This is a genomic window from Nocardia donostiensis (assembly GCF_002081715.1).
Lineage (GTDB): Bacteria > Actinomycetota > Actinomycetes > Mycobacteriales > Mycobacteriaceae > Nocardia > Nocardia donostiensis.
The window spans coordinates 81,375-103,767 of sequence record NZ_MUKP01000013.1; the positions used below are offsets into that span (position 1 = coordinate 81,375).

Sequence of the window (22,393 nt, forward strand, 5' to 3'; positions counted from 1 at the left end):
GCTGTGCCAATGGCTCGCTCGCTACGCTCGCTCACGTCGATCCTCTCTCCGTCGCTGGCATCCAGGGCAGGGGCGACAGGACTTGAACCTGCAACCTGCGGTTTTGGAGACCGCTGCTCTGCCAATTGAGCTACGCCCCTTCGGCTGGTCGGACTCGCGAACGTAGTTCCAGCCCAGCCACATGTGCTGTATTCAGTTGTCGCGTTCCGGTGTCACACAACACGCGCGCTGCCCCGGCATTTGCCGGCCCCGTCGGCGAAGCGTTTCACCCTCCGCCAGGAACCAGCCTTGCAGAGCAGCGCGCATCGGCTGGTGACCCCAGAAACCCGAGTGTACGGCACGGTCACCGTCAATAGCGAATCCGGGTCGCCGGTCCAGGTCAGGACAGCTGGACGGTGGCAGTGGCGCGGCCGAAGATCTTGCGTCCACCCGATTTGGCGACGATCGCGACGACAGCGGTCCTGGCTTCCGGATCGACGGATTTGACCTTACCGGTGTACTCGATCTCGGCGGGCTGTTCGGCGCCGACGAAGACGGGGCTGGTGAACCGGACGTTGTACTCCTTCACCGCGCCGGGATCGCCGAGCCAGGAGGTGACGAAACCGCCACCGAGCCCCATGGTGAGCATGCCGTGCGCGACGACGTCGTCGAGGCCGACGAGTTCGACGATCTCGTCACTCCAGTGGATGGGGTTGGCGTCACCGGAAACGCCCGCGTAGTTCACCAGATCGCCGCGGGTGAGCCGGACGGTACGCGGCGGCAGTTCATCACCTGCCTGCACGTCGTCGAAGCTGATGGCGTGCTTGCTCGGCGCGATCTCGGGCACGTGCACAACCGGCTCCGCCGGCGCGGCAGGCGGGGACGTGCGGGGATGCGAATCGGGCACACCGGCGCCCACACCGCTCATGAGGACGAGGACGTTGCCCACGGCGTCGGCGATGTTGGGGTCGATATCGCCGCCGCTGCGGCCGACGAGCGTGGTGTAGGTGGTGAGCACCAGTTCGTCACGCTGATCGGTGACGATGTTCTTGGTGACGATGATGTCGCCGCCGAACGCCTGACGGAACGAGTGCAGGTAGACATCACAGGTCAACTGGTCGCCGACCTGGATAGGCCGGTGGAATTCCAGGATCTGGTCGGTCTGCATGATCTGGCTCAAGTCGTAGCCGGTGACGACTTCTTCGAAGAGTTTGCGCTGCGCCAGGATCCCGATCAGGGAGATGAAGGTGACCGGGGCGAGCAGATTGTCGTAGCCGTACTCCTGCGCGGCGTCTTCGTCCCAGTGCACCGGATGGTTGTCCTGCACCGCGCGGGCGTATTCACGCACCTTTTCACGGCCGACCTCGTAGTAGTCGTCGGCGCGGTAGTGGTGACCGACCATCGCTGCCGCGTTTGCGGCCGGGTCGAGTTCTTCGCCGGTCGCGACCGCTTCCTCTGTACCGGTGTTGATTGTCACGGGAGGACTGTACCTATCTGACCCCGCAAGCCCGGAGTCGGCGGAGCGTTCGCCACCGCGGACATCGATCCGCCGAATCCGGACCGGGAGAACGCGGAGACCGGAGGCAGCGGCCTCCGGTCGTCATTCACGCCGCGTGGCAGCGTAACGCGAGGAAATCTAGCGGGATTCGCGGTGAGCCCGGTGGGTCCCGCAGTTCGGGCAGAACTTCTTCAGTTCCAGCCGGTCCGGATCGTTACGCCGGTTCTTCTTGGTGATGTAGTTGCGGTGCTTGCACTGCTCGCAGGCCAAGGTGATCTTTGGCCGGACATCGGTGGACTTCGCGGCCACGATATGCCTTCTTTCCGGTACCTGATGGGCTTGATCGGTTGTGGTAGCGATGGCCGGACTTGAACCGGCGACACAACGATTATGAGTCGTTTGCTCTACCGACTGAGCTACACCGCCACGGCGTCGCATTGCGATGGCGCCGCGCCCTACCTCGGGAAGACCCAGAGATGCCGAGTCGGTCACCACCGGCAATCCGGCGAGCCCCCTAACGGAATCGAACCGTTGACCTTTTCCTTACCATGGAAACGCTCTGCCGACTGAGCTAAGGGGGCGCGACTTGCCTCACTCCGGCCCGAGAGAACTCGACTCCGGAGCGGCGAAGTCTTGAACGAGATTACACACTTATCGCCGAGAGCTCCAAATTACCAGCTCAGGACCGGTTTCCTGGGGGCTGCCTCCGATCACTGGCCGGCAATCGCGCAATCGCGGAACGTTGCTGAACGGATCCCACCGGCAAGGCCACCAATCGAAACACAATACGAATACCCGCACGGATACGGCGGCCGAACACAAACGAGCGGGCGAGCTGTGCATACACAACTCGCCCGCTCGTGATCCGGTGGCAGGTGTAGGATTCGAACCTACGTAGGCTTTCACCGACAGATTTACAGTCTGCTCCCATTGGCCGCTCGGGCAACCTGCCGTCGCGCTTTCCGGCGCGCTGAGCAGAATACAACGAACCCACACCCCCAATGCAAACCGGCTGGCTGTCGGCCCGGCAGAGTTGCCGTCGGTGCTGCTGCGGGAACAGCCACTCGGGTACGGATACTCCAGGCACGACCACTCCCCTGTACAACTATGGGTACGAACCCACCGGTGCCGTTCGAGCCGCCGGAGACGTCAGACAGGAGCACAGTGTGGCCGATTCGTCGTTCGATGTCGTCAGCAAGGTCGACCGTCAGGAGGTCGACAACGCCCTGCATCAGGCGGAGAAGGAACTGAACACCCGTTACGACTTCCGCGGCACCGGGGCGACGATCGAATGGTCCGGTGAGGACAAGATCGTCTTGAGCGCGGAAGCCGAGGAACGGGTCAAAGCCGCGTTGGAGGTTTTCAAAGAAAAGCTGATCCGGCGTGATATTTCCCTCAAAGCGTTCGACGCGGGCGAACCGGCCGCTTCCGGCAAGACCTACAAGATCACCGGCACGCTGGTGCAGGGGATCGACTCCGAGCGCGCGAAGAAGATCTCCAAGAAAATCCGCGACGAAGGCCCCAAGGGCGTCAAGGCGCAGATCCAGGGCGATGAACTACGGGTGAGCAGTAAGAAGCGCGACGACCTGCAAGCAGTGATCTCCCTACTGAAAAACGAGGATTTCGGGATCGCGCTGCAGTTCGTCAACTACCGCTAAGCGTGCGTACCTCCGCATTCGCTCCAGCCGTGCGCTCCGTGCGTACCTCCGCATTCGCTCCAGCCGTGCGGCCTGCGTACACGCCCCGCATCCGATCCATCAGAGGCGATCGGCGGATGGGCTACGCCCAGGGCGCTTATTAGAAGCGGGGCCCGCCTGCGAGCTGCTCCAGGCGGGCTATCCGCTCCGCCATCGGCGGATGCGTAGAGAACCAGCGGGCCGCCCGCTCCCCTGGCCGGAACGGGTTGGCGATCATCAGATGTGACTGCGCGGTAAGCCGCGGCTCCGGCGGCAACGGCGCAGCCTGCACCCCACGTTCGAGCTTACGCAACGCCGAAGCCAGCGCCAGCGGATCACCGGTCAGCTCCGCGCCGGACTGATCCGCCTGATACTCGCGGGACCGCGACACCGCCAACTTGATCAGCGAAGCCGCGATCGGCCCCAGCAGCGACACCAGCAAAATACCCAGAACGTTGGAGCCGCCGTTACGGTTACCGCCGAACGCCGACGCGAAAAAAGCGAAGTTCGCCAACCCCGAGATCACCGCCGCCATCGCACCCGCCACCGACGAAATCAAAATATCGCGGTTGTACACATGCGACAGCTCATGCCCCAACACCGCGCGCAACTCCCGCTCGTCCAAAATCCGCAAAATCCCGCTGGTACAGCACACCGCGGCATGCCGAGGATTACGGCCCGTAGCGAAGGCGTTGGGCGCATTCGTCGGACTGATGTACAGCCGCGGCATCGGCTGCCGAGCAGCCGTCGCCAACTCCCGGACGATGCCGTACATCACCGGCGCCTCCAGTTCACTGACTGGCTGCGCACGCATCGCCCGCAACGCGATCCTGTCACTGTTGAAGTACGCGTAAGCGTTCATGCCGACGGCCAGCACCACCGCCACAACCAGAATGGTCGTGTTCCGGAACATCGCCCCCGCAAACACGATCAGGGCGGAAAGACCGACCATGAGCCCGAACGTCTTCAACCCATTCGCAAACCCGTGCCCGTGCATAGCGCTCCTGTGTCTATTTGCCGCGCCTCCGGCACGGCGGGTTTGCGGTCCCCTGGTGGCTCGCGTTTCAGCCTCCGCGACTTGCGCCTTCGGCGCATACGCGAGGGTCGGACGTTCGTCCGCCCCGGTGCTCCTAGCTGCGAGGCTGAAACGCGGGCCGGGCCACAAACCGGATAGCTGACCGATCGGCTGTATTTGCCGCGATGGGCTGGGTGCCCGTGGTCGCGGGGCATTGTTGGTAGGTATCTCCGAGCTGCTGGTTCATGCTGCTCGGGTCCTACAGCACGGTAACGATCGCGGAGGGGGTGGAGTTCCGGGATAGCGTCGCGCCGGAATCGCGGCCAATATTTCAGCCCACGCGGTCGATGTTGTATTGGACCAGGCGGACCAGGGCGTCGTTGGCGGGACCTTGGGGTAGGGCGGCGAGTTCGGTGTAGGCGATGTCGGCGTATTCGCGCAGTTTTTCCTTCGCCTGTGTCATGCCGGGGGAGCGGCCGAGCAGTTCCAGTGCTTCGGCGACTTCGCTGTCGGTTTCCAGGGGGCGTGCCAGTAGAGTGCGCAGGCGGTCGCCGTCGGGGCCTTCGTCGCGCAGGGCGTAGAGCACGGGCAGGGTGTGAACGCCTTCGCGGAGGTCGGTGCCAGGAGTTTTGCCGGATTGGGCGGATTCGGACGAGATATCGATGATGTCGTCGCAGATCTGGAAGGCGGTGCCAACGGCGTCGCCGAGGCGGGCCAGTCGTTCTACATGTTCGCTGTCGGCGCCGGAGAAGGTGCCGCCGAAGCGGCCTGCGGCGGCGATGAGGGAACCGGTTTTCTCCCAGACGGTGCGCAGGTAGTGCGCGACGGGGTCGCCGGCTTCGCTGGCGCCCATGGTTTCGCGCATCTGGCCGGTGACCAGTTCGGCGAAGGTTTCGGCAATGACGCGTACCGCGTCGGGTCCGAGGGTGGATACCAGGCGGGAGGCGTGTGCGAACAGGTAGTCGCCCGCGAGGATGGCGATACTGTTGCCCCAGCGTGAGTTCACACTGGGTGCGCCGCGGCGCATGGTGGCTTCGTCCATGACGTCGTCGTGGTAGAGCGTGGCCAGGTGCACGAGTTCGACGACTGTGCCCGCGGTGACCAGATCGGGATCGGTGGGTCGGGGTCCGAGCTGGCCGGTGAGGACGGTGAACAACGGGCGGAACCGTTTACCTCCTGCCTTCGCCAGGTGCAGCGCGGCCTCCCTGAGGAAGGCTGCACCGTCGGACAACTCTTCGACCAGCAGTTTCTCCACTTCCTCCAGGCCGTTGCGCACTCTCGCGGCGAGTTCGGCGTCACCGAGATCGATCCCGGCCACCACCGTGCTCTTGTCGCTCACAGCAGATGTGCTCATTTCTTCTCCCAGAGACGCGTCCGACCCACGGTGAAGAACCTAGCGTGTTCACCGCCGATGGCCCATGAACACCGTCACTGCGCGCCGCACCGGCGTCGACATCGAGGTGGCGGTACTGCAACTATTGAGGCCATGGGTGCACCCGATCTGACGCCGGCCGATCGCGATGGGGATACGAACAGTGCGGCGCCTGAGCACGTACAAGTGCTGGTGGTGGGCGCGGGACCGGCGGGTTCGGCGGCGGCGGCATGGGCCGCGCGGTCAGGCCGCGATGTGCTGCTCATCGATGCGGCGGTGTTCCCGAGGGATAAAACATGCGGTGACGGGTTGACGCCGCGCGCGGTTGCGGAACTGGAGCATCTCGGCCTCGGGGAGTGGGTGCGCGCGCATACCGTCAATCACGGTTTGCGGATGACCGGTTTCGGCCGGGAGGCGTTGCTGCCTTGGCCGCGCGGTTCCTTCCCGACTTACGGAAGCGCGGTCCCGCGAACCGAACTCGACGACAAGTTACGCGAGACCGCGGTCAAATCCGGGGCCAGGATGCTGGACGGAACCAAAGTGGTCGACGTGACGCGCGACGGTGACCGGGTCACCGGTGTCACGGTGCGTGCCGGAGGCGCGCCGCGGGAGATCGGTTGCGATGTCTTGATCGTCGCCGACGGGGTCCGCTCCCCTATCGGGAAGCTGCTCGGCCGGACCTGGCACCGCAAATACGCCTACGGTGTCGCGGCGCGCGCCTACATCACCTCCGCGCGCAGCGACGATCAGTGGATCACCTCGCATCTGGAGTTGCGTGATGCGAGCGGCGATCTGGTTCCTGGTTACGGCTGGGTGTTTCCGCTGGCCAACGGTGAGGTGAATATCGGTGTCGGTTCGCTGGCCACCGAGCGCAGGCCATCGCATATCGCGTTGAAACCGCTGCTGGAGCATTACACGTCGCTGCGGCGGGAGGAATGGCAGTTCGAGGGCCCGCTGCGTGCGGTGGCGTCTGCGCTGCTGCCGATGGGCGGGGCGGTGTCCGGGATCGCTGGACGCAACTGGGCGCTGGTCGGCGATGCCGCGGGGTGTGTGAACCCGCTCAACGGTGAGGGTATCGACTACGGGCTGGAGGGCGGCCATATGCTGGCCGGTTTGCTGGACGAACCGGATCTGACGCAGATGTGGCCGGAGTTGCTGCGCGCCAAGTACGGTCGCACCTATTCGGTGGCGCGCCGGATCGCCGGTCTGGCCACCCATCCGCGGATGGTACCGACGGGCGGTCCGCCGGTGATGCGGTCGAAGTTCTTGCAGCGCACCGCGGTTCGGCTGATGGGGAATCTGGTCACCGATGAGGACGTCGACCTGACCGCGCGGGCGTGGCGGGCTGCGGGGCGGGTGTCGATGGGGTTCGACGAACGTCCTCCGTTCGTGTAGACCATGCCCGTGCGACCAGTCCCTGAGGAGCTGCTCCCCCATTTGCGGCGGGCGCGTGATTTCGCCGACCGGCATTACGCGCAACCGCTGGATTTGACAGGGCTGGCCGCGGCGGCGGGAGTGTCGAAATACTATTTCTTGCGTTGTTTCGCGGCGACCTACGGACGTACTCCGGCGGCGTATCTGGCTGAGCGCCGGATCGAGCGGGCGCAGGACCTGTTACGCGCCACCAATATCACCGTTACCGAGGCGTGCATGCTGGTCGGTTACAGCAGTCTCGGCTCGTTCTCCCGGAAGTTCACCGAGCTGGTTGGGGTGTCGCCGTCGGCGTATCAAGCGAAGTTCGCCGACGGCGCGCTGCGTATCCCGGGTTGTTATGTGTTCATGCACGGGTTGTCCGATCGGAGACCTGTGCCTGGTTCGGCTCTTGCGGACGATGCCGCGGGCAACACGGTGCCGGGCGCTTCGGCCGGGGACAACACAGCAATTTCGGAGAAGCCGGGCGGACGCGACCGGGCCTAGCCTGATGGCCATGACTCCGATCACGAATATTTCCCTGGTCACGGTGTATGTCACCGATCAGGACGCGGCCAAGAAGTGGTATGCGGAAAAGCTCGGTTTCGTGGAGACGGCCGATATGACGATGGGTGAGCACGGGTTCCGCTGGGTTACTGTCGCCCATCCCGATCATCGGGAGCTGGAGGTGACGTTGATGGTGCCGGGTCCGCCGTTGGACGAGACTCTGGCCGAGGCGATCCGTCGTTCCCTGCACAGCGGCACGCATGGCTCGCTGGGTTTGCGCACCGACGACTGCCGGAAGGCGTATGAGGACCTGACCGCCAAGGGTGTCGAGTTCGTGCAGCCGCCGTCGGCACGCCCGTACGGCGTGGAGGCGGTGTTCCGGGACAATTCGGGTAACTGGTTGGTGCTGGTCGAACCGACCGAGTTCGACCAGCAGGCCGGTCAGGAACCGTGAGTACGTCGAGTACGCAACCGTGATGTTTATGCGGATCGCTGCTCGGCGACCCATTTCTCGATGAACTTGCGTTCACTGTGCAGGACCCGGTGCTGCAGCTGTTCGGCGAGCGGTTCGATGGCGCCGCCGACCAGCGGCACCTTCACCTTCACCGTGCCTGCGACCTCGATTTCGCAGCCTTCGGCGGTGGGGCGCAGCTCGTAGCTGCCGGTCATCTCCGAGGAGATGCCAGTCGATGTGCCGTGAAAGGTGCCTGCGGCGATTTCGCCGTCGAGCGCCTGCCAGTCATCGGTACGGGAGACCACCAGGTCGCTTTTGAGTACCTTGCGCACGATGGCGGGGATTTTGTCGGGGCGAATCTTTTCGCTCATGGCGATGTGGGCGGTGCCGGGTCCGCCGGGGTGGGCCAGGTCGAGGGTGGCGGTTTCGGCGCCGGTGAACCGGGCCTGCCACATCTGGTCTCCGGTGAGCGCCCGGTGCAGTTCCTTCACCGAGATGGTATAGGGCACGGTGAACCTGAATTTTCGGGACATGGGCGCTCACGCTAGCCGAGTCGGACAGTAGCCTGTGCCGGTGTCGGAAACCACCCAGTCGGAAAGGCGGTCGCGGCGGCTGCGGCGGACCCGGATCGGGGTGCTCGCCGCCGCGACCACGGTGAGTGTGCTCGTCGTGCTGCTGGTGCTCGCGGCGTGGCGCAACGATTACCTGATCAGCTCGAATCAGGGGGTGACCACCGGCGAGGTGCTGTCGGCCGGACGACTGCGGTCGGCGGTCATGTACGTCACGCCCGACGGGGTGACGCACAATCCGAAGGTGGGCGTGCTCTACCCGACCAACCTCACCGCGGGGGAACGGATCAAAGTCGAATACAGTCGCGCCGACCCCGACCTGGTACGGGTGGCCGGCCGCGACGTGCGGGTGGCGATTCCGCCTGCACTGTCGGTGATCGCGATCACCTGGGCGCTGGCGCTGCCGACGCTTTGGCTACTGGCCCGGATGCGGGGCCGGGAGCCGGGTGCGGTGCAGTGAGCACGGCAGGGACTCATCGGCCGACCAGCCTGCGAAGGATGTGTTCGGCATGCGTCCACAGCACCGCCCCACCGATCCCCGGCACGACATGCCGGACACACCCGGGGATGCGTTCTGCGAGCCCCACGCCGAGATCGGGTGAATGGCTGGTGTCCTGCTCGCCGTACCAGAGGTCGACCGGTACCCGGATGGAGGCCAGGTCGATACTCCAATACCCCATCGCAAGTACGGTGTCGCAGGCGTAACCCTGGGGGCCTCGGCCGAATGCTTCGGCGAGGGCCTGCCGGTATGCGGCGGCGAATGCCTCGTCCTGGTATACGGCCAGATCACTGCTGGGACTGCCGGATATCACCATGTCCCACATCGTCTGCGCATCGAATTCACTGAGGATGCGACGCGCGGCGACCGGGTCGAACACTACGGTGTCCACCAGATGCCGCAGCTGCGGCTCAAGCGCCTCGGCGAAACGGGGCTGCGCGATCTCGTCGGCAGCCGAGGTGAGGGCGAGTGCGTCGACCACCTCCGCCGCGGCGCAGGCCAGCGCGAACGGTGCCCCCTGTGAGTTACCGACCATAGCCGGCTTCCCGAGTTCACGGCGTTCGACGAATTCCTGGGTGTCGGCGGCGAAATCGGCGAAGGTGCGAGATGGGACCGCTGTCGATGCGCCCAGCCCTGGCCGGTCGACAGAAATCAGCCGTACCCCCAGATCGTCGAGAATCCCGGCACCGAAACCGAGGTGGCGACTAGTCGCCGCACCCGGTGAAAGCAGCACTGGGAAACCTTTTTCCGGCCCCCATTCGGCCCAGCCGAGTGTCCGTCCGTCAGACAGTCGCTGTTCACCGGTGCGGGGCGGGCTGATGACAAACGCTTCCACATGGCCATGGTGCCAGTCGGCAACGCCAGCGCGGATCAGGTGCGAACCCGAGGGCGATCAGGCGATGTTGGGGTTAGTGTCGTGTTCGTGGCGAAAACAGAATCGGTCCGTGCCTCCCTGGACAAACAACCGCATGAGGTCGCGTCGATGTTCGACGGTGTCGCACGGCGGTACGACCTGACCAATACGGTGATCTCCGCGGGACAGGATCGGTACTGGCGGTGGGCGACCCGGCAAGCCATCGATCCGCGGCCCGGGGAGCGGGTGCTCGATTTAGCGGCGGGGACGGGGGTTTCCACGGTGGAGCTGGGTAAATCGGGCGCCTGGTGTGTGGCAGCCGATTTCTCGCAGGGGATGCTGGCGGCGGGACGGTCCCGGCGGGTGCCGATGGTGGCAGGGGATGCGATGGCGTTACCGTTCGCCGACAACTCCTTCGACGCGGTGACCATCTCGTTCGGGCTGCGCAATGTGGCCGATATCGATCTGGGGTTGCGGGAGATGCTGCGGGTGGCCAAGCCGGGCGGGCGACTGGTGGTGTGCGAGTTCTCCACACCTGTCGTTCCGGTGTTCCGCACCATCTACCTGGAGTACCTGATGAAGGCGCTGCCTCGGGTGGCGCAGGCGGTCAGCAGCAACCCGGACGCCTACGTCTACCTCGCCGAATCGATCCGGGCGTGGCCGAACCAGCGCCAGCTGGCGCGGCATATCGCCGATGCGGGCTGGTCGAATGTGAAATGGCGCAATCTGACCGCGGGCGTCGTGGCCTTGCACCGGGGTTGCAAACTGGGCTGAACACCCAGGTCACGGGGCGAAATCTGGCGGTGACCTTCCGGTGGCCTCACCGCCGTGGAAGCTGCGGGTGAGGAAGAACGTCACTTCCCGCTAACGTCGGGAAAAACCGACGAAATCGCGCGCCCCCATCATCGGGTACATGTCCGATGCGGCGACCAACCGGCAGCCCAGCACGACCAGGACGGCGTGCTCGTACTGCGGCGTTGGCTGCGGGATCACCGTGACCACCCGGCCAGACGCGGCGGGCAACCCGGTGATCGCCCAGGTCAGCGGCGATAAATTACATCCGGCGAACGCGGGCAGGCTGTGCACCAAAGGCGCTACCCACGCCGAGTTGATGGCCGCGCCCGGCCGGATGACCACCGCCTACACCCGCCCCCGGCGCGGCGCGCAACCCCAGGCCGTACCGGTGGACGAGGCGGTGCGCGAGACCGCCACTCGTTTGCGCGCGATTCTGGACGAGCACGGACCCGACGCCATCGCGCTGTACGTCTCGGGGCAGATGTCACTGGAAGCGCAATACCTGGCGACCAAACTGGCCAAGGGTTATGTGCGCACGGTGCACATCGAAGCCAATTCCCGGCTGTGCATGGCCAGCGCGGGCACCGGATACAAACAATCTCTCGGCGCGGACGGGCCGCCCGGCTCCTATGACGATATCGATCACGCCGATGTGTTCTTCGTGATCGGCGCCAATATGGCCGATTGTCATCCGATCCTGTACCTGCGGATGGCCGACCGGTTGAAAGCGGGCGCAAAGCTGATCGTCGTCGATCCCCGGCGCACCGACACCGCGGCGCGGGCCGACCTGTTCCTGCAGATCGCGCCCGGCACCGATCTGGCGCTGCTCAACGGTCTGCTGTATCTGCTCGTGGCAGCTGGCGACATCGATGAGCAGTTCATCGCCGACTACACCGAAGGCTGGTCGGTGATGCCGGAGTTCCTCGCCGACTACACCCCGGCTCGGGTCGCCGAGATCACCGGGCTCGCCGAAGCCGATCTCCGCACCGCCGCACGCTGGATCGGCGCGGCGGGCGAATGGATGACGCTGTGGACGATGGGGATGAACCAGTCCACTCACGGCACCTGGAACACCAACGCCATCTGCAATCTGCATCTGGCCACCGGCGCTATCTGCCGGACCGGAAGCGGCCCGTTTTCATTGACCGGTCAGCCGAACGCGATGGGTGGCCGGGAAATGGGTTATCTGGGTCCAGGGCTGCCAGGGCAGCGCAGTGTGCTCGCGGCTGCCGATCGCGCGTACGTGGAAACCGTGTGGGATCTGGAACCGGGCACTATTCGCGAGGAAACCGGGCCGGGGACCATCGAGATGTTCCGCGGTATGGCTGCGGGCGATATCAAAGCCGCCTGGATCATCGGCACCAACCCGGTCGCTACGGTGGCCAACCGGAAAACGGTGATCGCCGGGCTGGAGGCGGCCGAACTGGTGATCACACAGGACGCCTACACCCGAACCGCGACGAACACCTACGCCGATCTGATGCTGCCCGCCGCCCTGTGGGCCGAAGCGGACGCGGTGATGGTGAATTCGGAACGCACTGTAACGCTGCTGCCCGCAAGTGTGGCACCGGTCGGCGAGGCCATGCCGGATTGGCTGCTCATCGCCCGGATTGCGACCGAAATGGGCTTTCCGGGTTTCGTTTACGCTTCAGCCGCTGATGTTTTCGCCGAAATCACCCGATTCGCCAATCCCGTCACCGGCTACGACCTGAGCGGCATGAGCTACGAACGGCTACGCGAAGGCCCGATGCAGTGGCCGTGCCCCGACCCGGGACGGCGACGCAACCCGATCCGGTACCGCAATGACGGCGCGACCGGTCCGGTGTCCACCGACGAATCCGGAGATCGTCCCGCGCTGGCTTTTCCGACGCCGAGCAGACGTGCCGTGTTCTGGGCCCGCCCGCATATGCCCGCACAGGAAATGCCAGACGACGACTACCCGTTCCTGCTCAATACCGGCCGTTTACCGCATCAATGGCATTCCATGACCAAAACCGGCCGGATCGCCAAACTCGGCAAGCTCACCGGGCAGCCGTTCCTGCAGATCCATCCAGACGATGCGCGGCGTCTCGAGGTACGCCCCGGCGATCACCTCGAGCTCACCTCCCGCCGCGGACGGGCGGTACTGCCTGTCGATATCAGCGACCGGGTGCGGCCGGGTGACTGTTTCGCCCCGTTCCATTGGAACGACGAACAGGGCGAATATCTGACCGTCAACGCTGTCACCAGCGACGCTGTCGATCCAGAATCCTGGCAACCGGAGTACAAGGCGTGTGCGGTCGCGCTGCGCCGGGTGGCAGGGATGACCCGGCCGGAGGCGCTGATGATCGAACCGGAACCCTCGCCCACGCCACCATCGGTCGCGCCTGCTGTCGGCCCGGCCGCAGAACCAGCCGTCCGGACAGCAGTCGACGGCCTGGTGGGCGGTCCACCGAGTGAACGAACCGTGCACCCGCTGGCTGCGCTGCTCGGCGCCGATACCGCGACACCTGCGTTGAACGACACCGAGCGGATCTACCTGAGCGGTTATCTGACCGCACTGCATACCGTTGCGGATACCGCGGTGCCGGTGCTACCGGATTCTGCGCCGCTGTCGTCGCACAGCAGGCTCTGGGTCGACGGGCTGCTGGCCGGAATGTATTCCCGCTCCATACCTCGACATCCCGTGCCTTCGGTGATACCTGGTGACACCGAGGTCATCACCCGTGCGGTAACCGTGCTGTGGGCTTCGCAGACCGGCACTGCCGAGGAGTTCGCCGAAATCGCGGCAGCCCGGCTCGCCGACTCCGGGTTCGCGCCGCGGCTACTGGAAATGAACGCGTGCGATCCGAGGGCGCTCTGCGGGGACGTCCTGGTGATCAGCAGCACCTTCGGCGACGGAGGACCGCCCGATAACGGGGCGGAATTCCGGGAATCGCTGGCCGATGAAGCGCTGCGGTTGTCCGGGGTCCGGTATGCGGTGTTCGCGCTCGGCGACTCGTCGTACGACGATTTCTGCGGACACGGACGGGCCTTGGACGACATGCTCACCGATCGCGGGGCGAGACGACTGCTCACCCGGGTCGAGTCCGAACCCGATTATGCCGAGCCAGGGGCACAATGGCTCGACGATGTCATATCGGTACTTCATGCGGCGGGCCAGCTGGACGGTACCGAGATGGCTCCGGAGTTCGAGGGCGCTGCTGCAGGGCATGGGCCCGGTGCCGCACCAGCCGCCTACTCCGGCACTGCGTTGACTGCCCAGCCCGGCACGATGCCAGCGGCCCGGCCGATGGGTACACCAACGCATCGGGCCGGCGCGGCGACGGCGCTGTTGCCGACAGCCGCACCCAGCCGCCGAGCTCGTGACGAACCCGCGCCGTTCACCCGGAACTCGCCGCTGCACGTGCCGTTGATCCGTAACGAGCTGTTGTCGGCGGCGGGTTCGGCGAAGGAGGTGCGGCGGTTCGGGTTCGATCTGGGTGGGCTCGGCGCGGGCTACGAGGTGGGGGACGCACTGGGAATCCGACCGTCGAATGCGCCGCAGGTGGTGGCCGAATGGCTCGAGGTGACGGGATTGCGCGAAGCGAGTTCCGTCGCTGTGGACGGTACGGAGTTACCGCTGGTCGAGGCGCTGCGCACCCATTACGACATCACCAAGGCCGGGCGTCATCTGCTGGAATTCATCGCCGACCGCAATCCGGACAACCGGTTGGCGAAACTGCTGCGCCGCGACAATCGCATCGAACTCGACAGGTACCTGTGGGACCGGCAAGCCGTGGACGTCCTGCGGGATTTTCCGGTTCAAGCCGATCTGGTCGAATGGCTGGAGGTGCTCAAAAGGCTGCAGCCACGCCTGTATTCGATTTCGTCCAGTCCGCTGGTCGACCCGGGTGAGATCGAGTTGACGGTCGGCGTGGTGCGTTACGGGCACCACCTCGCGCGGGGCGGGGTGTGTTCGACATTTTTGGCCGACCGGGCAGGTGGGCAGAGCGTTCCGGTTTTCTTGCAGCGCGCACCGCATTTCAAGCCGCCCGCCGACCCGGCCGCCCCGATGATCATGGTGGGCCCCGGTACGGGGATCGCGCCGTTCCGCGGGTTCCTACAGCAGCGTCGCGCTCTGGGATGCACCGGACGCAACTGGTTGTTCTTCGGCGACCAGTACGTCGATCAGCATTTCTATTATCGGGACGAATTGTCCGAGATGTTCGGCTCGGGTTTTCTCACCCGCCTGGACCTGGCTTTCTCCCGCGACCAGCGCGAACGCATCTATGTGCAGCACCGGATGATCGAGCACGGTGCGCACCTGTGGTCGTGGCTGTGCGACGGCGCATATTTCTACGTGTGCGGTGACGGCGCCCGCATGGCCAGAGACGTCGACGAAGCGCTCCTCGATATCGTCCGGGTGCACGGGAAAATGGACACCGACGCCGCGCTCGCGTTCCGCAGACAGCTGGTCGCCGAAAAACGGTATGTACGGGACGTTTACTGAGGTTTCGCAATCCCGAGCCATTCGAGCAGCCGGTGTTCCTCGTCCGGAGTCAGCTCTCGTGTCCATGCGACGGCGTCTTTGCCTACCTGGTTTTGCGCTCCCGCGCTGCCCGGTCCGTTGCGCGGGCGGTGAGGAAGTCGTCGACGAGGCGGGCGCAGTCGTCGGAGGTGAGGTTTCCGATCCCGACGAGTTTGGCGAAGACGATGGGTCCGAGCAGCTGTATCAGTGCGAGAGTGCGGTCGTAGTCGCCGAGCTCGGCGTGCGCCTCCTCGGTGTCGAGCAGCCGGTCGAAGGGGGCGCGGTACTGCTCGATGAGGCGTATGCGCAGCGATGTCAGTGCCGGGCCTTCGCCGCCTTCGGAACGATCGCCGGTGGCCAGCCAGGCCATGGTGGAGATGTGCAGCGGCACCTCGTTCACCACCGCGGCCTGCCTGCTGAGTATTTCGACGAGCCGGTCGCGCAGCGGGCCCTCCGGAGGCGTTTCCAGTACCGGCGGCAGCAGACGTTCCAGTGTGGCGGCACGCAACTGCACGGCATTGTCGAAATGGCGGTACAGCGTGGTGCGCGCGACCTTCGACATCCGCGTGACGGCCTCGATCGTCACGGCATCCAGTCCGCCGGAGCGCAGCAGTTCGGTCGCGGCGTCGAGCAGCCGGGCGCGGGAGCGTAGTTTGCGCGGGTCCGTGTCGTCGGGCGGCAGGTCGGCACCGGTGGGGCTCATGGCTCGAGTGTTCCTCCTCGGGGTGTCCATCGCCGGTCGACTCTACTTATGATACTGCTAGTAGCGTAGCGATACTAAAGTTATCTTTTCTCTGATTCGATGCCTCGGGAGGAACCGATGGAGCCCACGAGGACACGGTTGACCGCCGCGCAACGCTGGCTGCTCGCAGTGTCGTGTTTGGCGATTGCCCTGGTGATCGCCTCGATGGCGGCGCTGTACACCGCGCTGCCCGAGGTGGCCGCCACCTCCGGTGCCACGCAGCTACAGCTCACCTGGATCGTGGACGGATACACACTCGCGCTAGCCTGCCTGGTCTTACCTGCGGGCGCACTCGGCGACCGCTACGGCCGTCGCGCCGTCCTGATCGCCGGGCTGGTGATCTTCGCGGCGGCGTCCGCACTACCACTGCTTGTCGACTCACCGCTGTGGTTGATCTTCGCCAGGGCTATTGCCGGCGTCGGCGCCGCGCTGGTCATGCCCTCCACTCTCTCGCTGTTGACCAGTGGATTCCCCGAAGATCGGCGCAGTACCGCAGTGGGTCTGTGGTCCGGTGTCGCGGGGGCGGGTGCGGTGCTCGGCCTGCTCGGATCGGGCATGCTGCTCCAGATGTGGTCGTGGGTCTCGGTGTTCATCGCCATGGCGGTGTCGGGTGCGGCGCTGACGGTCGCCGCGTTCACCGTGCCCGAGTCCGTTGACGAGACACGACCTACGCTCGATGCGTGGGGCGCGATCACCGCTGCGATCGCGATCGGGATGTTCGTCGTCGCCGCGATCGAGGCGCCCATCCGCGGCTGGACCGACACCGTGGTGATCGGGCTGTTCAGTAGTGCGGTGGTCGCCGCGGCAGCGTTCGTCGCCGTGGAATTACGGGTCGAGCATCCGCTGCTGGACCTGCGGCTGTTCGCCGACCGGGGGTTCGGCAGCGGTGCGGCTTCGGTGGCCGTCCAGTATCTGGTCTCGTTCGGCGTCTTCATGCTGTTCGTGCAGTTCCTGCAGCTGATCTTCGGCTATGCGCCGCTGCTTTCGGCGGTGGCGCTCGCGCCGATGGTCGTGCCGATCATCGCTCTGTCGGCGATCGCGCCCCGGCTCGCCGAACGATTCGGGCTGCGACTGCTGACCTTCCTCGGCCTCGCCGCCATCGGCATCGGGCTGCTGTTGCTGTCGCGCCTGACCGCCGACAGTACGTATCTCGACCTGCTGTGGCCGCTGCTGGTGATGAGCATCGGACTCGGTGTCTGCACCGCGCCTGCCACCGCCGCCATCATCGCGGGCACCCCAGTGGAAAAGCACGGTGTGGCGTCGGCGGTGAACGACGCCGCCCGCGAAATCGGCGCGGCCATCGGCGTCGCGGTCGCGGGTAGCATCCTGGCAGCCGGATACAGCGACCGCATCGCCGCGGTCCTCCCCCGGCTCCCCGAGCAGGCCAGGGAACCGGTCGGTGATTCACTCGCCGCCGCACTGGAAGTCACCGAACGCGTCGGGCCCGCCGCGCAACCCTTGGCCGATCTCGCCAAGGACGCGTTCGCGCACGGGGCGCAGCAGTCCGCTATCGCGCTCGGCATCCTGACGCTGGTCGCCGCGGTCGCCATCGGAGTGTGGGCGCCGGGGCGTCGCGCGGCCAAGCAGGTGCTTGTCACGAAAGAACCTGTGCGCGAATCCGAGAAGCAGGAAGCTTCGGTCGTCTGAGTGCTGCTCCTCGCCGAGACAACGAGCGGTGTGCCCACCCGGCGACCTCGATCAGCTGACGCGGGTCGATCGCGCTGACGGAAGGTCACAGGACCACCTCATCGGGCCGACTCGCGGCGACCGATAAATCCAGCCGGTTCGTCGCGTCTCTTCTGCAGAACCCAGCTGAGGAGAACCGATGGCCCAAGAGTTCGATCTGCAATCGGCCGCCGACACGCTCGCAAAGGTGGTGGCCGCGATCCCCGATGACCGACTCACCGCCCCCACGCCCTGCGCGCAGGCCAGCGTCGGTGATCTGCTCGCGCATATCGTCGGCCTCACCGAGGCGTTCCGGCAGGCGGCGACCAAAGAGTCGGTGGGACGCTCGGCATCACCGTCGGTCGGGCCGGGCAATACGCCGCCCGCCGATTGGCGTACCCGAATCCCGGAGCAGTTGACAGCACTGGTCGCCGCATGGCGGGAACCGGAGGCATGGGTAGGTGACACCGAGGCAGGCGGTGTCACCATGCCCGCCGCGATGCTGGCCAGGGTGACATTGGACGAGCTGGTGATCCATGCGTGGGATCTCGCCCGCGCCACCGGTCGACGGCCCGAAGTGGCTCAGGAGGATCTGGAGGTGCTGCTGGACTTCCTGCGCGGCACCCCGCCGGAGGGCACCCCGGGACTTTTCGGCCCGATTGTGCCGATCCCGCACGACGCGCCCCTGTTGCACCGGGTGCTCGGGCTCACTGGCCGCGATCCGTCCTGGACCGGATAACTCCGGGTTGCCCCATGGAATCGGACAGCAGCTCCCGGCGCAATTCCGCCCGGTTCGGCTTACCGACGCCGAGCAGCGGAAGTTCGTCGAGCACCGCCAGTTCTCGTGGGGCCGCGATCGAGTCGAGTTCGGCGAGCACGTGCTCGCGCAGTTCGGCCAGGGTCGGGGTGGCGCCGGGAGTGGGGACCACGGCGACCACGACACGCTGTCCCAGCCGTTCATCGGGCAGGCCGAGCACCACGCATTCGCTGACCGAGGGGTGGGTGGCCAGCACGGCTTCCACCACCTGCGGGATGACCACGAGCCCACCGGTCAGGATCGCCTCGTCGAGACGACCGGTCACCCGCAGCACACCGTTGTCGTAAACACCCGCATCATCGGTGCGGAACCAGCCCGGTTCGGCGAACGCCGGATGATCGGGCAGATTGCGGTAACCGGAAGCCAGCACAGCACCACCGAGCAGGACGCGACCGTCCTCGATCCGGACGCGTACACCGCTCAGCGGCACCCCGTCGTAAACGCAGCCGCCGCAGGTTTCGCTCATGCCGTAGGTGCGGACCACGTTGATACCCGCCGCCCGCGCCCGCTCGTATACCGGGACCGGCGTGGCCGCACCACCGACGAGCACCGCATCCAGTTCGGCCAGCGCGGCCACCCCTGACGGGGTGTCGAGTGCCTTGATCAGCTGTGTCGGGACCAGCGAGGTGTAACGACGCGGGCCAGGCATGCTCGCGACGGCCCCGGCCAGCGCCTCGGGCAGGAACCCGCCGGAAACGTCGAGCACGGTGGGCTCGGTCCCGGCGAGGATGCCGCGCAACAGGACCTGGATACCGGCGATGTGGTGGGTGGGCAGTGCCAGCAGCCAGCTGCCCGGGCCGCCGAGCCGCTCATGGGTGGCGTTGCCGCTGGCGCGCAGCGCGGCGGCGCTGAGCATGGCGCCCTTGGGCACACCGGTGCTGCCGGAGGTGGTCACCACCAGAGCCACCTCGTCATCGATCGGCTCACCGGGCGCGAGCGCATCGCTGAGCCTGCGCGCCTCCCGCCGGTCGCTGGTCGGGATGGGCAGCCAGGCGGCCGAATCGTTATCGTCGAGCACCTGACGCAGATGCGGCAGCACATCGCTCACTCCGGTGCCGGTCGGCATCGGCAGAGTACGCAAGGTTTTACTCACGGCCGCGCCCCGCTCGCGGTCGGCTGCGGGGTACCCGTGGTTCGCTCGCTGCGCTCGCTCACGTCAGCGATCGTGTCATGTCCGTGTCGACGAACACAGAACGGGTCCGCCTCACCGCGGCTTCAACGGTTATCGCGCCGCAGCGGATGCTCCGGCGGCACCTCGACCAGCACAATCGGCACCCCGTCCGGGTCGTGCAGCCACATCTCGATCAAACCCCACGGTTCCTGCATCGGCGGCCGCTCGATCGGGATGCCGTCGAGCGCGAGTTCGGTAGCGGCGATGGACAGATCGCGCACCTGCAACCAGATCGCGCCCTGGAAGCCGGCTCCAGCTGGAGCATCCTCGGCTCTGCCGTGCGCCGCCACCTCGATCAGCGACTGGCCCGCGTAGAAGACCGTGCCGCCCGGGTATTCGCGTGCGATCGCCAAACCGAGCGCGTCCCGGTAGAACGCCAGCGTCTTCTCGTAATCGTGGGGGCGCAGGATGATCCGGCTGCTGAGGATGTCCATCCGCTCTCCGTTCAGAAGTACCAGGGGAACGGGGACCAGTCCGGCTCCCGTTTCTGCAGGAAGGCGTCCCGGCCTTCGATCGCCTCATCGGTCATGTACGCCATTCGAGTGGCTTCGCCTGCGAACAGTTGCTGGCCGACCAAGCCATCATCGGCCAGGTTGAAAGCGTATTTCAACATCCGCTGTGCCTGCGGGGATTTGCCGTTGATCGCTTCGGCCCATTCGAGCGCGACATCCTCTAGTTCGGCGTGGTCGACGACCCGGTTCACCGCACCCATCCGGTGCATTTCCTCGGCGGTGTAGGGACGTCCGAGGAAGAAGATCTCGCGGGCGAACTTCTGGCCGACCAGTTTCGCCAGGTACGCACTGCCGTAGCCGCCGTCGAAACTGCCCACATCGGCGTCGGTCTGCTTGAACCTGGCGTGTTCGCGGCTGGCCAGGGTCAGATCGCAAACCACGTGCAAGCTGTGACCTCCGCCTGCTGCCCAGCCGTTGACCAGGGCGATCACCACCTTCGGCATGAACCGGATGAGTCGCTGCACCTCCAGGATGTGCAGCCTGCCCGCGCGCGCCTGGTCGACGGTGTCGGCGGTTTCGCCCATGGCGCCGGAATCGTCGGTGCGCGCGTACTGGTAGCCGGTGCGGCCACGGATGCGCTGGTCACCGCCGGAACAGAACGCCCAGCCGCCGTCTTTGGGGCTGGGTCCGTTGCCGGTGAGCAGGACCGCACCCACATCGGGGGTCATCCTGGCGTGGTCGAGCGCCCGGTAGAGCTCGTCGACCGTATGCGGGCGGAACGCGTTGCGGATCTCCGGCCGGTCGAAGGCGACCCGGACGGTGCCCTGGTCGATATGCCGGTGGTAGGTGATGTCGGTCAGGTTCTCGAACCCGGGAACGGGCCGCCACAGCTTCGGATTGAACGTCACATCCGTGATTATGGTCCCCGGTTCCTCTCGCGCGGCAATGCCGCGTGTCCGCGCCGGTTTCCGTCGGATACACCACAACTGCCCAGTTGCGGCTTGACGGCGTATAACGACAGGATACGGTGCAGTTATGAGCGAGCGAGTGAAACCGGTTATCGACTCAAGCGCGGTCGACGCGAGACGGTACGAACAGCACGGCGGGTTTCCCAAATGGGAGCCCGCCGAGCCCGGCCCCGACTTCGCCGATTTCGTCGAAGCGATGCGGACACTGCAGGATCTCGCCGTCTCCGTGGACGCCCCCGACGAGGTGTACGGCGCCGCACTTGCTCAGGCACGGCAGATGATCGAACTGCTGGAGCCCTATCGCGCGCCGGAAGGCCAGGGACCTGCCGGGCGCACCATGGAACTGCCCGGCCGCGGCAGCCTGCTGATGCTGCCCTGGACCGTCGTCGAAGCCGGACCCGACGGCATCGTGCTGACCGGCGAATTCCGCCGCTACCACCTCGGCGGCAACGGCGCGGTACACGGCGGGGTGCTGCCGCTGCTGTTCGACGATCTGATGGGCATGATCGTGCACTATGCGGGCCGCCCGATCAGCCGCACCGCCTACCTGCACGTCAACTACCGCAAGGTGACTCCGCTGGAGACCCCGCTGACGGTGCGCGGCCGCGTGGAGCGGATCGACCGCCGGAAAACGTTCACCAGCGCCGAACTCACCGACGCGGAGGGAACAGTGCTGGCCGATTGCGAGGCGCTGATGGTGCAGCTGCTGCCGGGACAGCCGTAGCCGATGCGATGACGGGGGCGGTGCGTATAGTTGCGGCTGCCCGTCCATCGAACAATGATCCGGAGGATCCTGAAATTGGTTGCAGCACTGTCTGAATCCCTGCTCGACGAGGCCAAGCGCCCGGCTTTCCTTGCCGACGCCGTCCAGGTCCTGGATGCCGAAGTCTCCGATAAGGGTGGTGCATCCGGCCTGGCCGTGAAGGGTGGGTACGCGGCGGTCAAGAAGATCAGCCCGTCCATCGTTCCCGATGCACTGGAGTCCCTGGCGCCCAAACTGGTCGCGCAGCTCGAGCCGTACTGGCAAGAGTTCCAGGCGAACGGTTCCGGCAGCTTCGGTGACCTGTTGGTCGCCAAGTCCGACGAGGTCGCCGAGGCGTTGCTCGCGGTGACCGACGCGCGTGCCGAGGCCTCCAGCAGGCCCGCCATCCAGAAGGTCTACAACTCGATGCGCTCTTCCGCCAAGAAGAACGTCATCGAGGCACTGCCCCGGGTCGGCGACCTGGTGCAGCGTCACGCAAGCTGACCCCAGCGAACGTAGCGCGCAAGCCTCCGCGTTCCGGCGGAGGTAAGTGCACGGCGCGTCGCACCCCGTTCCATGTCAGGTGCGACGCTCCGCGTTTCATCTCGGGGGCGGTCACCACACCGGCTGGCCGGTCCCTTCGATATGCAGGTGACATCGATGTTTTTAGCGGCGGGCATATTTCCGGTCGGTTGCACCGCATCTCGCAGGGGTGATCCG

At 65.9% G+C, this 22,393-nt stretch carries 22 protein-coding genes and 4 tRNA genes; 11 read left to right on the plus strand and 15 right to left on the minus strand.

The genetic code is table 11. From position 1 onward, the window contains the following. Positions 1-67 precede the first annotated feature (67 nt). From B0T44_RS11340 to B0T44_RS11365, 6 genes are all read right to left on the minus strand, one after another. Positions 68-140, minus strand: a tRNA-Trp gene (locus tag B0T44_RS11340). A gap of 239 nt (positions 141-379) precedes the next feature. Next, on the minus strand, positions 380-1,450 hold the full coding sequence (locus tag B0T44_RS11345; protein ID WP_077119544.1) for a fused (3R)-hydroxyacyl-ACP dehydratase subunits HadA/HadB: 1,071 nt from the start codon (positions 1,448-1,450) through the stop codon (positions 380-382). Between the two features lie 165 nt (positions 1,451-1,615). After that, entirely contained in the window at positions 1,616-1,786 is a 171-nt protein-coding gene (gene rpmG, locus B0T44_RS11350) for a 50S ribosomal protein L33 (RefSeq protein WP_011211653.1), read from the minus strand. Between the two features lie 41 nt (positions 1,787-1,827). Then, a tRNA-Met gene (locus B0T44_RS11355) sits at positions 1,828-1,903 on the minus strand. Between the two features lie 82 nt (positions 1,904-1,985). Beyond that, positions 1,986-2,058: transfer RNA gene (locus B0T44_RS11360), tRNA-Thr, on the minus strand. Between the two features lie 288 nt (positions 2,059-2,346). Next, positions 2,347-2,429, minus strand: a tRNA-Tyr gene (locus B0T44_RS11365). 214 nt (positions 2,430-2,643) lie between these two features. Between B0T44_RS11365 and B0T44_RS11370 the strand changes: the two genes are divergently transcribed. Further along, positions 2,644-3,135, plus strand: a complete 492-nt coding sequence (locus B0T44_RS11370) for a YajQ family cyclic di-GMP-binding protein (protein WP_077119421.1) — start codon at positions 2,644-2,646, stop codon at positions 3,133-3,135. A gap of 139 nt (positions 3,136-3,274) precedes the next feature. On the opposite strand, the gene htpX is transcribed toward B0T44_RS11370, so the two are convergent. Next, positions 3,275-4,150 (minus strand): zinc metalloprotease HtpX, encoded by an 876-nt coding sequence (gene htpX, locus B0T44_RS11375; protein ID WP_077119423.1) that lies wholly within the window; start codon positions 4,148-4,150, stop codon positions 3,275-3,277. Positions 4,151-4,499: 349 nt separating this feature from the next. Next, entirely contained in the window at positions 4,500-5,522 is a 1,023-nt protein-coding gene (locus tag B0T44_RS11380) for a polyprenyl synthetase family protein (protein WP_077119425.1), read from the minus strand. A 132-nt stretch (positions 5,523-5,654) separates the two neighbouring features. On the opposite strand from B0T44_RS11380, the gene B0T44_RS11385 reads away from it, so the two are divergent. Genes B0T44_RS11385 through B0T44_RS11395 form a run of 3 tightly spaced genes read left to right on the plus strand, consistent with a single transcriptional unit; the run spans position 5,655 to position 7,911 of the window. Next, the gene (locus tag B0T44_RS11385; RefSeq protein ID WP_077119427.1) at positions 5,655-6,935 is read left to right on the plus strand and encodes a geranylgeranyl reductase family protein; all 1,281 of its coding nucleotides are present in this window, start codon (positions 5,655-5,657) and stop codon (positions 6,933-6,935) included. 3 nt (positions 6,936-6,938) lie between these two features. Beyond that, a complete protein-coding gene (locus B0T44_RS11390) occupies positions 6,939-7,457 on the plus strand; it encodes a helix-turn-helix transcriptional regulator (protein WP_081511953.1) in 519 nt (172 codons plus the stop codon). Positions 7,458-7,467: 10 nt separating this feature from the next. After that, complete coding sequence (locus tag B0T44_RS11395; protein WP_077119546.1) at positions 7,468-7,911, plus strand: VOC family protein; 444 nt, start codon at positions 7,468-7,470, stop codon at positions 7,909-7,911. A gap of 26 nt (positions 7,912-7,937) precedes the next feature. On the opposite strand, the gene B0T44_RS11400 is transcribed toward B0T44_RS11395, so the two are convergent. Further along, positions 7,938-8,444, minus strand: coding sequence for a DUF2505 domain-containing protein (locus tag B0T44_RS11400; protein ID WP_077119429.1), 507 nt, complete (start codon positions 8,442-8,444; stop codon positions 7,938-7,940). Positions 8,445-8,484: 40 nt separating this feature from the next. Between B0T44_RS11400 and B0T44_RS11405 the strand changes: the two genes are divergently transcribed. Then, complete coding sequence (locus B0T44_RS11405; RefSeq protein ID WP_077119550.1) at positions 8,485-8,940, plus strand: DUF3592 domain-containing protein; 456 nt, start codon at positions 8,485-8,487, stop codon at positions 8,938-8,940. Positions 8,941-8,953: 13 nt separating this feature from the next. Here the strand turns inward: B0T44_RS11405 and B0T44_RS11410 are convergent, their stop codons facing one another. Continuing rightward, on the minus strand, positions 8,954-9,814 hold the full coding sequence (locus B0T44_RS11410) for an alpha/beta fold hydrolase (RefSeq protein ID WP_077119431.1): 861 nt from the start codon (positions 9,812-9,814) through the stop codon (positions 8,954-8,956). Between the two features lie 87 nt (positions 9,815-9,901). Here B0T44_RS11410 and B0T44_RS11415 point away from each other — a divergent pair, with 87 nt between their 5' ends. Further along, positions 9,902-10,606, plus strand: a complete 705-nt coding sequence (locus tag B0T44_RS11415; RefSeq protein ID WP_077119548.1) for a demethylmenaquinone methyltransferase — start codon at positions 9,902-9,904, stop codon at positions 10,604-10,606. Positions 10,607-10,696: 90 nt separating this feature from the next. Here B0T44_RS11415 and B0T44_RS28000 read toward each other — a convergent pair whose 3' ends face one another. Continuing rightward, entirely contained in the window at positions 10,697-10,825 is a 129-nt protein-coding gene (locus B0T44_RS28000; RefSeq protein ID WP_254893675.1) for a hypothetical protein, read from the minus strand. Position 10,826: 1 nt separating this feature from the next. Between B0T44_RS28000 and B0T44_RS11420 the strand changes: the two genes are divergently transcribed. Further along, positions 10,827-15,098, plus strand: coding sequence for a bifunctional nitrate reductase/sulfite reductase flavoprotein subunit alpha (locus B0T44_RS11420; RefSeq protein ID WP_245839245.1), 4,272 nt, complete (start codon positions 10,827-10,829; stop codon positions 15,096-15,098). Positions 15,099-15,180: 82 nt separating this feature from the next. On the opposite strand, the gene B0T44_RS11425 is transcribed toward B0T44_RS11420, so the two are convergent. Beyond that, on the minus strand, positions 15,181-15,819 hold the full coding sequence (locus B0T44_RS11425; RefSeq protein WP_077119435.1) for a TetR/AcrR family transcriptional regulator: 639 nt from the start codon (positions 15,817-15,819) through the stop codon (positions 15,181-15,183). 117 nt (positions 15,820-15,936) lie between these two features. Here B0T44_RS11425 and B0T44_RS11430 point away from each other — a divergent pair, with 117 nt between their 5' ends. Both B0T44_RS11430 and B0T44_RS11435 read left to right on the plus strand, forming a co-directional pair. Next, entirely contained in the window at positions 15,937-17,505 is a 1,569-nt protein-coding gene (locus B0T44_RS11430; RefSeq protein WP_077119437.1) for an MFS transporter, read from the plus strand. Positions 17,506-17,683: 178 nt separating this feature from the next. Further along, positions 17,684-18,262, plus strand: a complete 579-nt coding sequence (locus B0T44_RS11435) for a TIGR03086 family metal-binding protein (RefSeq protein ID WP_077119439.1) — start codon at positions 17,684-17,686, stop codon at positions 18,260-18,262. Here the strand turns inward: B0T44_RS11435 and menE are convergent. The 3 genes from menE to B0T44_RS11450 all read right to left on the minus strand — a co-directional run bounded on the left by menE (position 18,231) and on the right by B0T44_RS11450 (position 20,871). Further along, a complete protein-coding gene (gene menE / locus B0T44_RS11440) occupies positions 18,231-19,406 on the minus strand; it encodes an o-succinylbenzoate--CoA ligase (protein WP_077119553.1) in 1,176 nt (391 codons plus the stop codon). The genes B0T44_RS11435 and menE overlap by 32 nt on opposite strands. 149 nt (positions 19,407-19,555) lie before the next feature. Further along, positions 19,556-19,945 (minus strand): VOC family protein, encoded by a 390-nt coding sequence (locus tag B0T44_RS11445; RefSeq protein WP_077119441.1) that lies wholly within the window; start codon positions 19,943-19,945, stop codon positions 19,556-19,558. A gap of 11 nt (positions 19,946-19,956) precedes the next feature. Further along, entirely contained in the window at positions 19,957-20,871 is a 915-nt protein-coding gene (locus B0T44_RS11450) for a 1,4-dihydroxy-2-naphthoyl-CoA synthase (RefSeq protein ID WP_077119443.1), read from the minus strand. A 127-nt stretch (positions 20,872-20,998) separates the two neighbouring features. Here B0T44_RS11450 and B0T44_RS11455 point away from each other — a divergent pair, with 127 nt between their 5' ends. Together B0T44_RS11455 and B0T44_RS11460 are read left to right on the plus strand one after the other, a co-directional pair. Continuing rightward, positions 20,999-21,655 carry a PaaI family thioesterase gene (locus B0T44_RS11455; RefSeq protein ID WP_077119445.1) on the plus strand — a complete coding sequence of 219 codons (657 nt, stop codon included), beginning with the start codon at positions 20,999-21,001 and terminating at the stop codon, positions 21,653-21,655. Positions 21,656-21,730: 75 nt separating this feature from the next. Continuing rightward, a complete protein-coding gene (locus B0T44_RS11460) occupies positions 21,731-22,177 on the plus strand; it encodes a DUF6918 family protein (protein ID WP_077119555.1) in 447 nt (148 codons plus the stop codon). Positions 22,178-22,393: the final 216 nt, after the last annotated feature.

Bases quoted from the DNA above. Each gene is read 5' to 3' on its own strand.
- B0T44_RS11395 (WP_077119546.1), top strand. From the start codon at position 7,468: ATGACTCCGATCACGAATATTTCCCTGGTCACGGTGTATGTCACCGAT.
- B0T44_RS11400 (WP_077119429.1), bottom strand. From the start codon at position 8,444: ATGTCCCGAAAATTCAGGTTCACCGTGCCCTATACCATCTCGGTGAAG.
- htpX (WP_077119423.1), bottom strand. From the start codon at position 4,150: ATGCACGGGCACGGGTTTGCGAATGGGTTGAAGACGTTCGGGCTCATG.
- B0T44_RS11390 (WP_081511953.1), top strand. From the start codon at position 6,939: ATGCCCGTGCGACCAGTCCCTGAGGAGCTGCTCCCCCATTTGCGGCGG.
- B0T44_RS11430 (WP_077119437.1), top strand. From the start codon at position 15,937: ATGGAGCCCACGAGGACACGGTTGACCGCCGCGCAACGCTGGCTGCTC.
- B0T44_RS11435 (WP_077119439.1), top strand. From the start codon at position 17,684: ATGGCCCAAGAGTTCGATCTGCAATCGGCCGCCGACACGCTCGCAAAG.
- menE (WP_077119553.1), bottom strand. From the start codon at position 19,406: ATGCCGACCGGCACCGGAGTGAGCGATGTGCTGCCGCATCTGCGTCAG.
- B0T44_RS11455 (WP_077119445.1), top strand. From the start codon at position 20,999: ATGAGCGAGCGAGTGAAACCGGTTATCGACTCAAGCGCGGTCGACGCG.
- B0T44_RS11385 (WP_077119427.1), top strand. From the start codon at position 5,655: ATGGGTGCACCCGATCTGACGCCGGCCGATCGCGATGGGGATACGAAC.
- B0T44_RS11425 (WP_077119435.1), bottom strand. From the start codon at position 15,819: ATGAGCCCCACCGGTGCCGACCTGCCGCCCGACGACACGGACCCGCGC.
- B0T44_RS11445 (WP_077119441.1), bottom strand. From the start codon at position 19,945: ATGGACATCCTCAGCAGCCGGATCATCCTGCGCCCCCACGATTACGAG.
- B0T44_RS11380 (WP_077119425.1), bottom strand. From the start codon at position 5,522: ATGAGCACATCTGCTGTGAGCGACAAGAGCACGGTGGTGGCCGGGATC.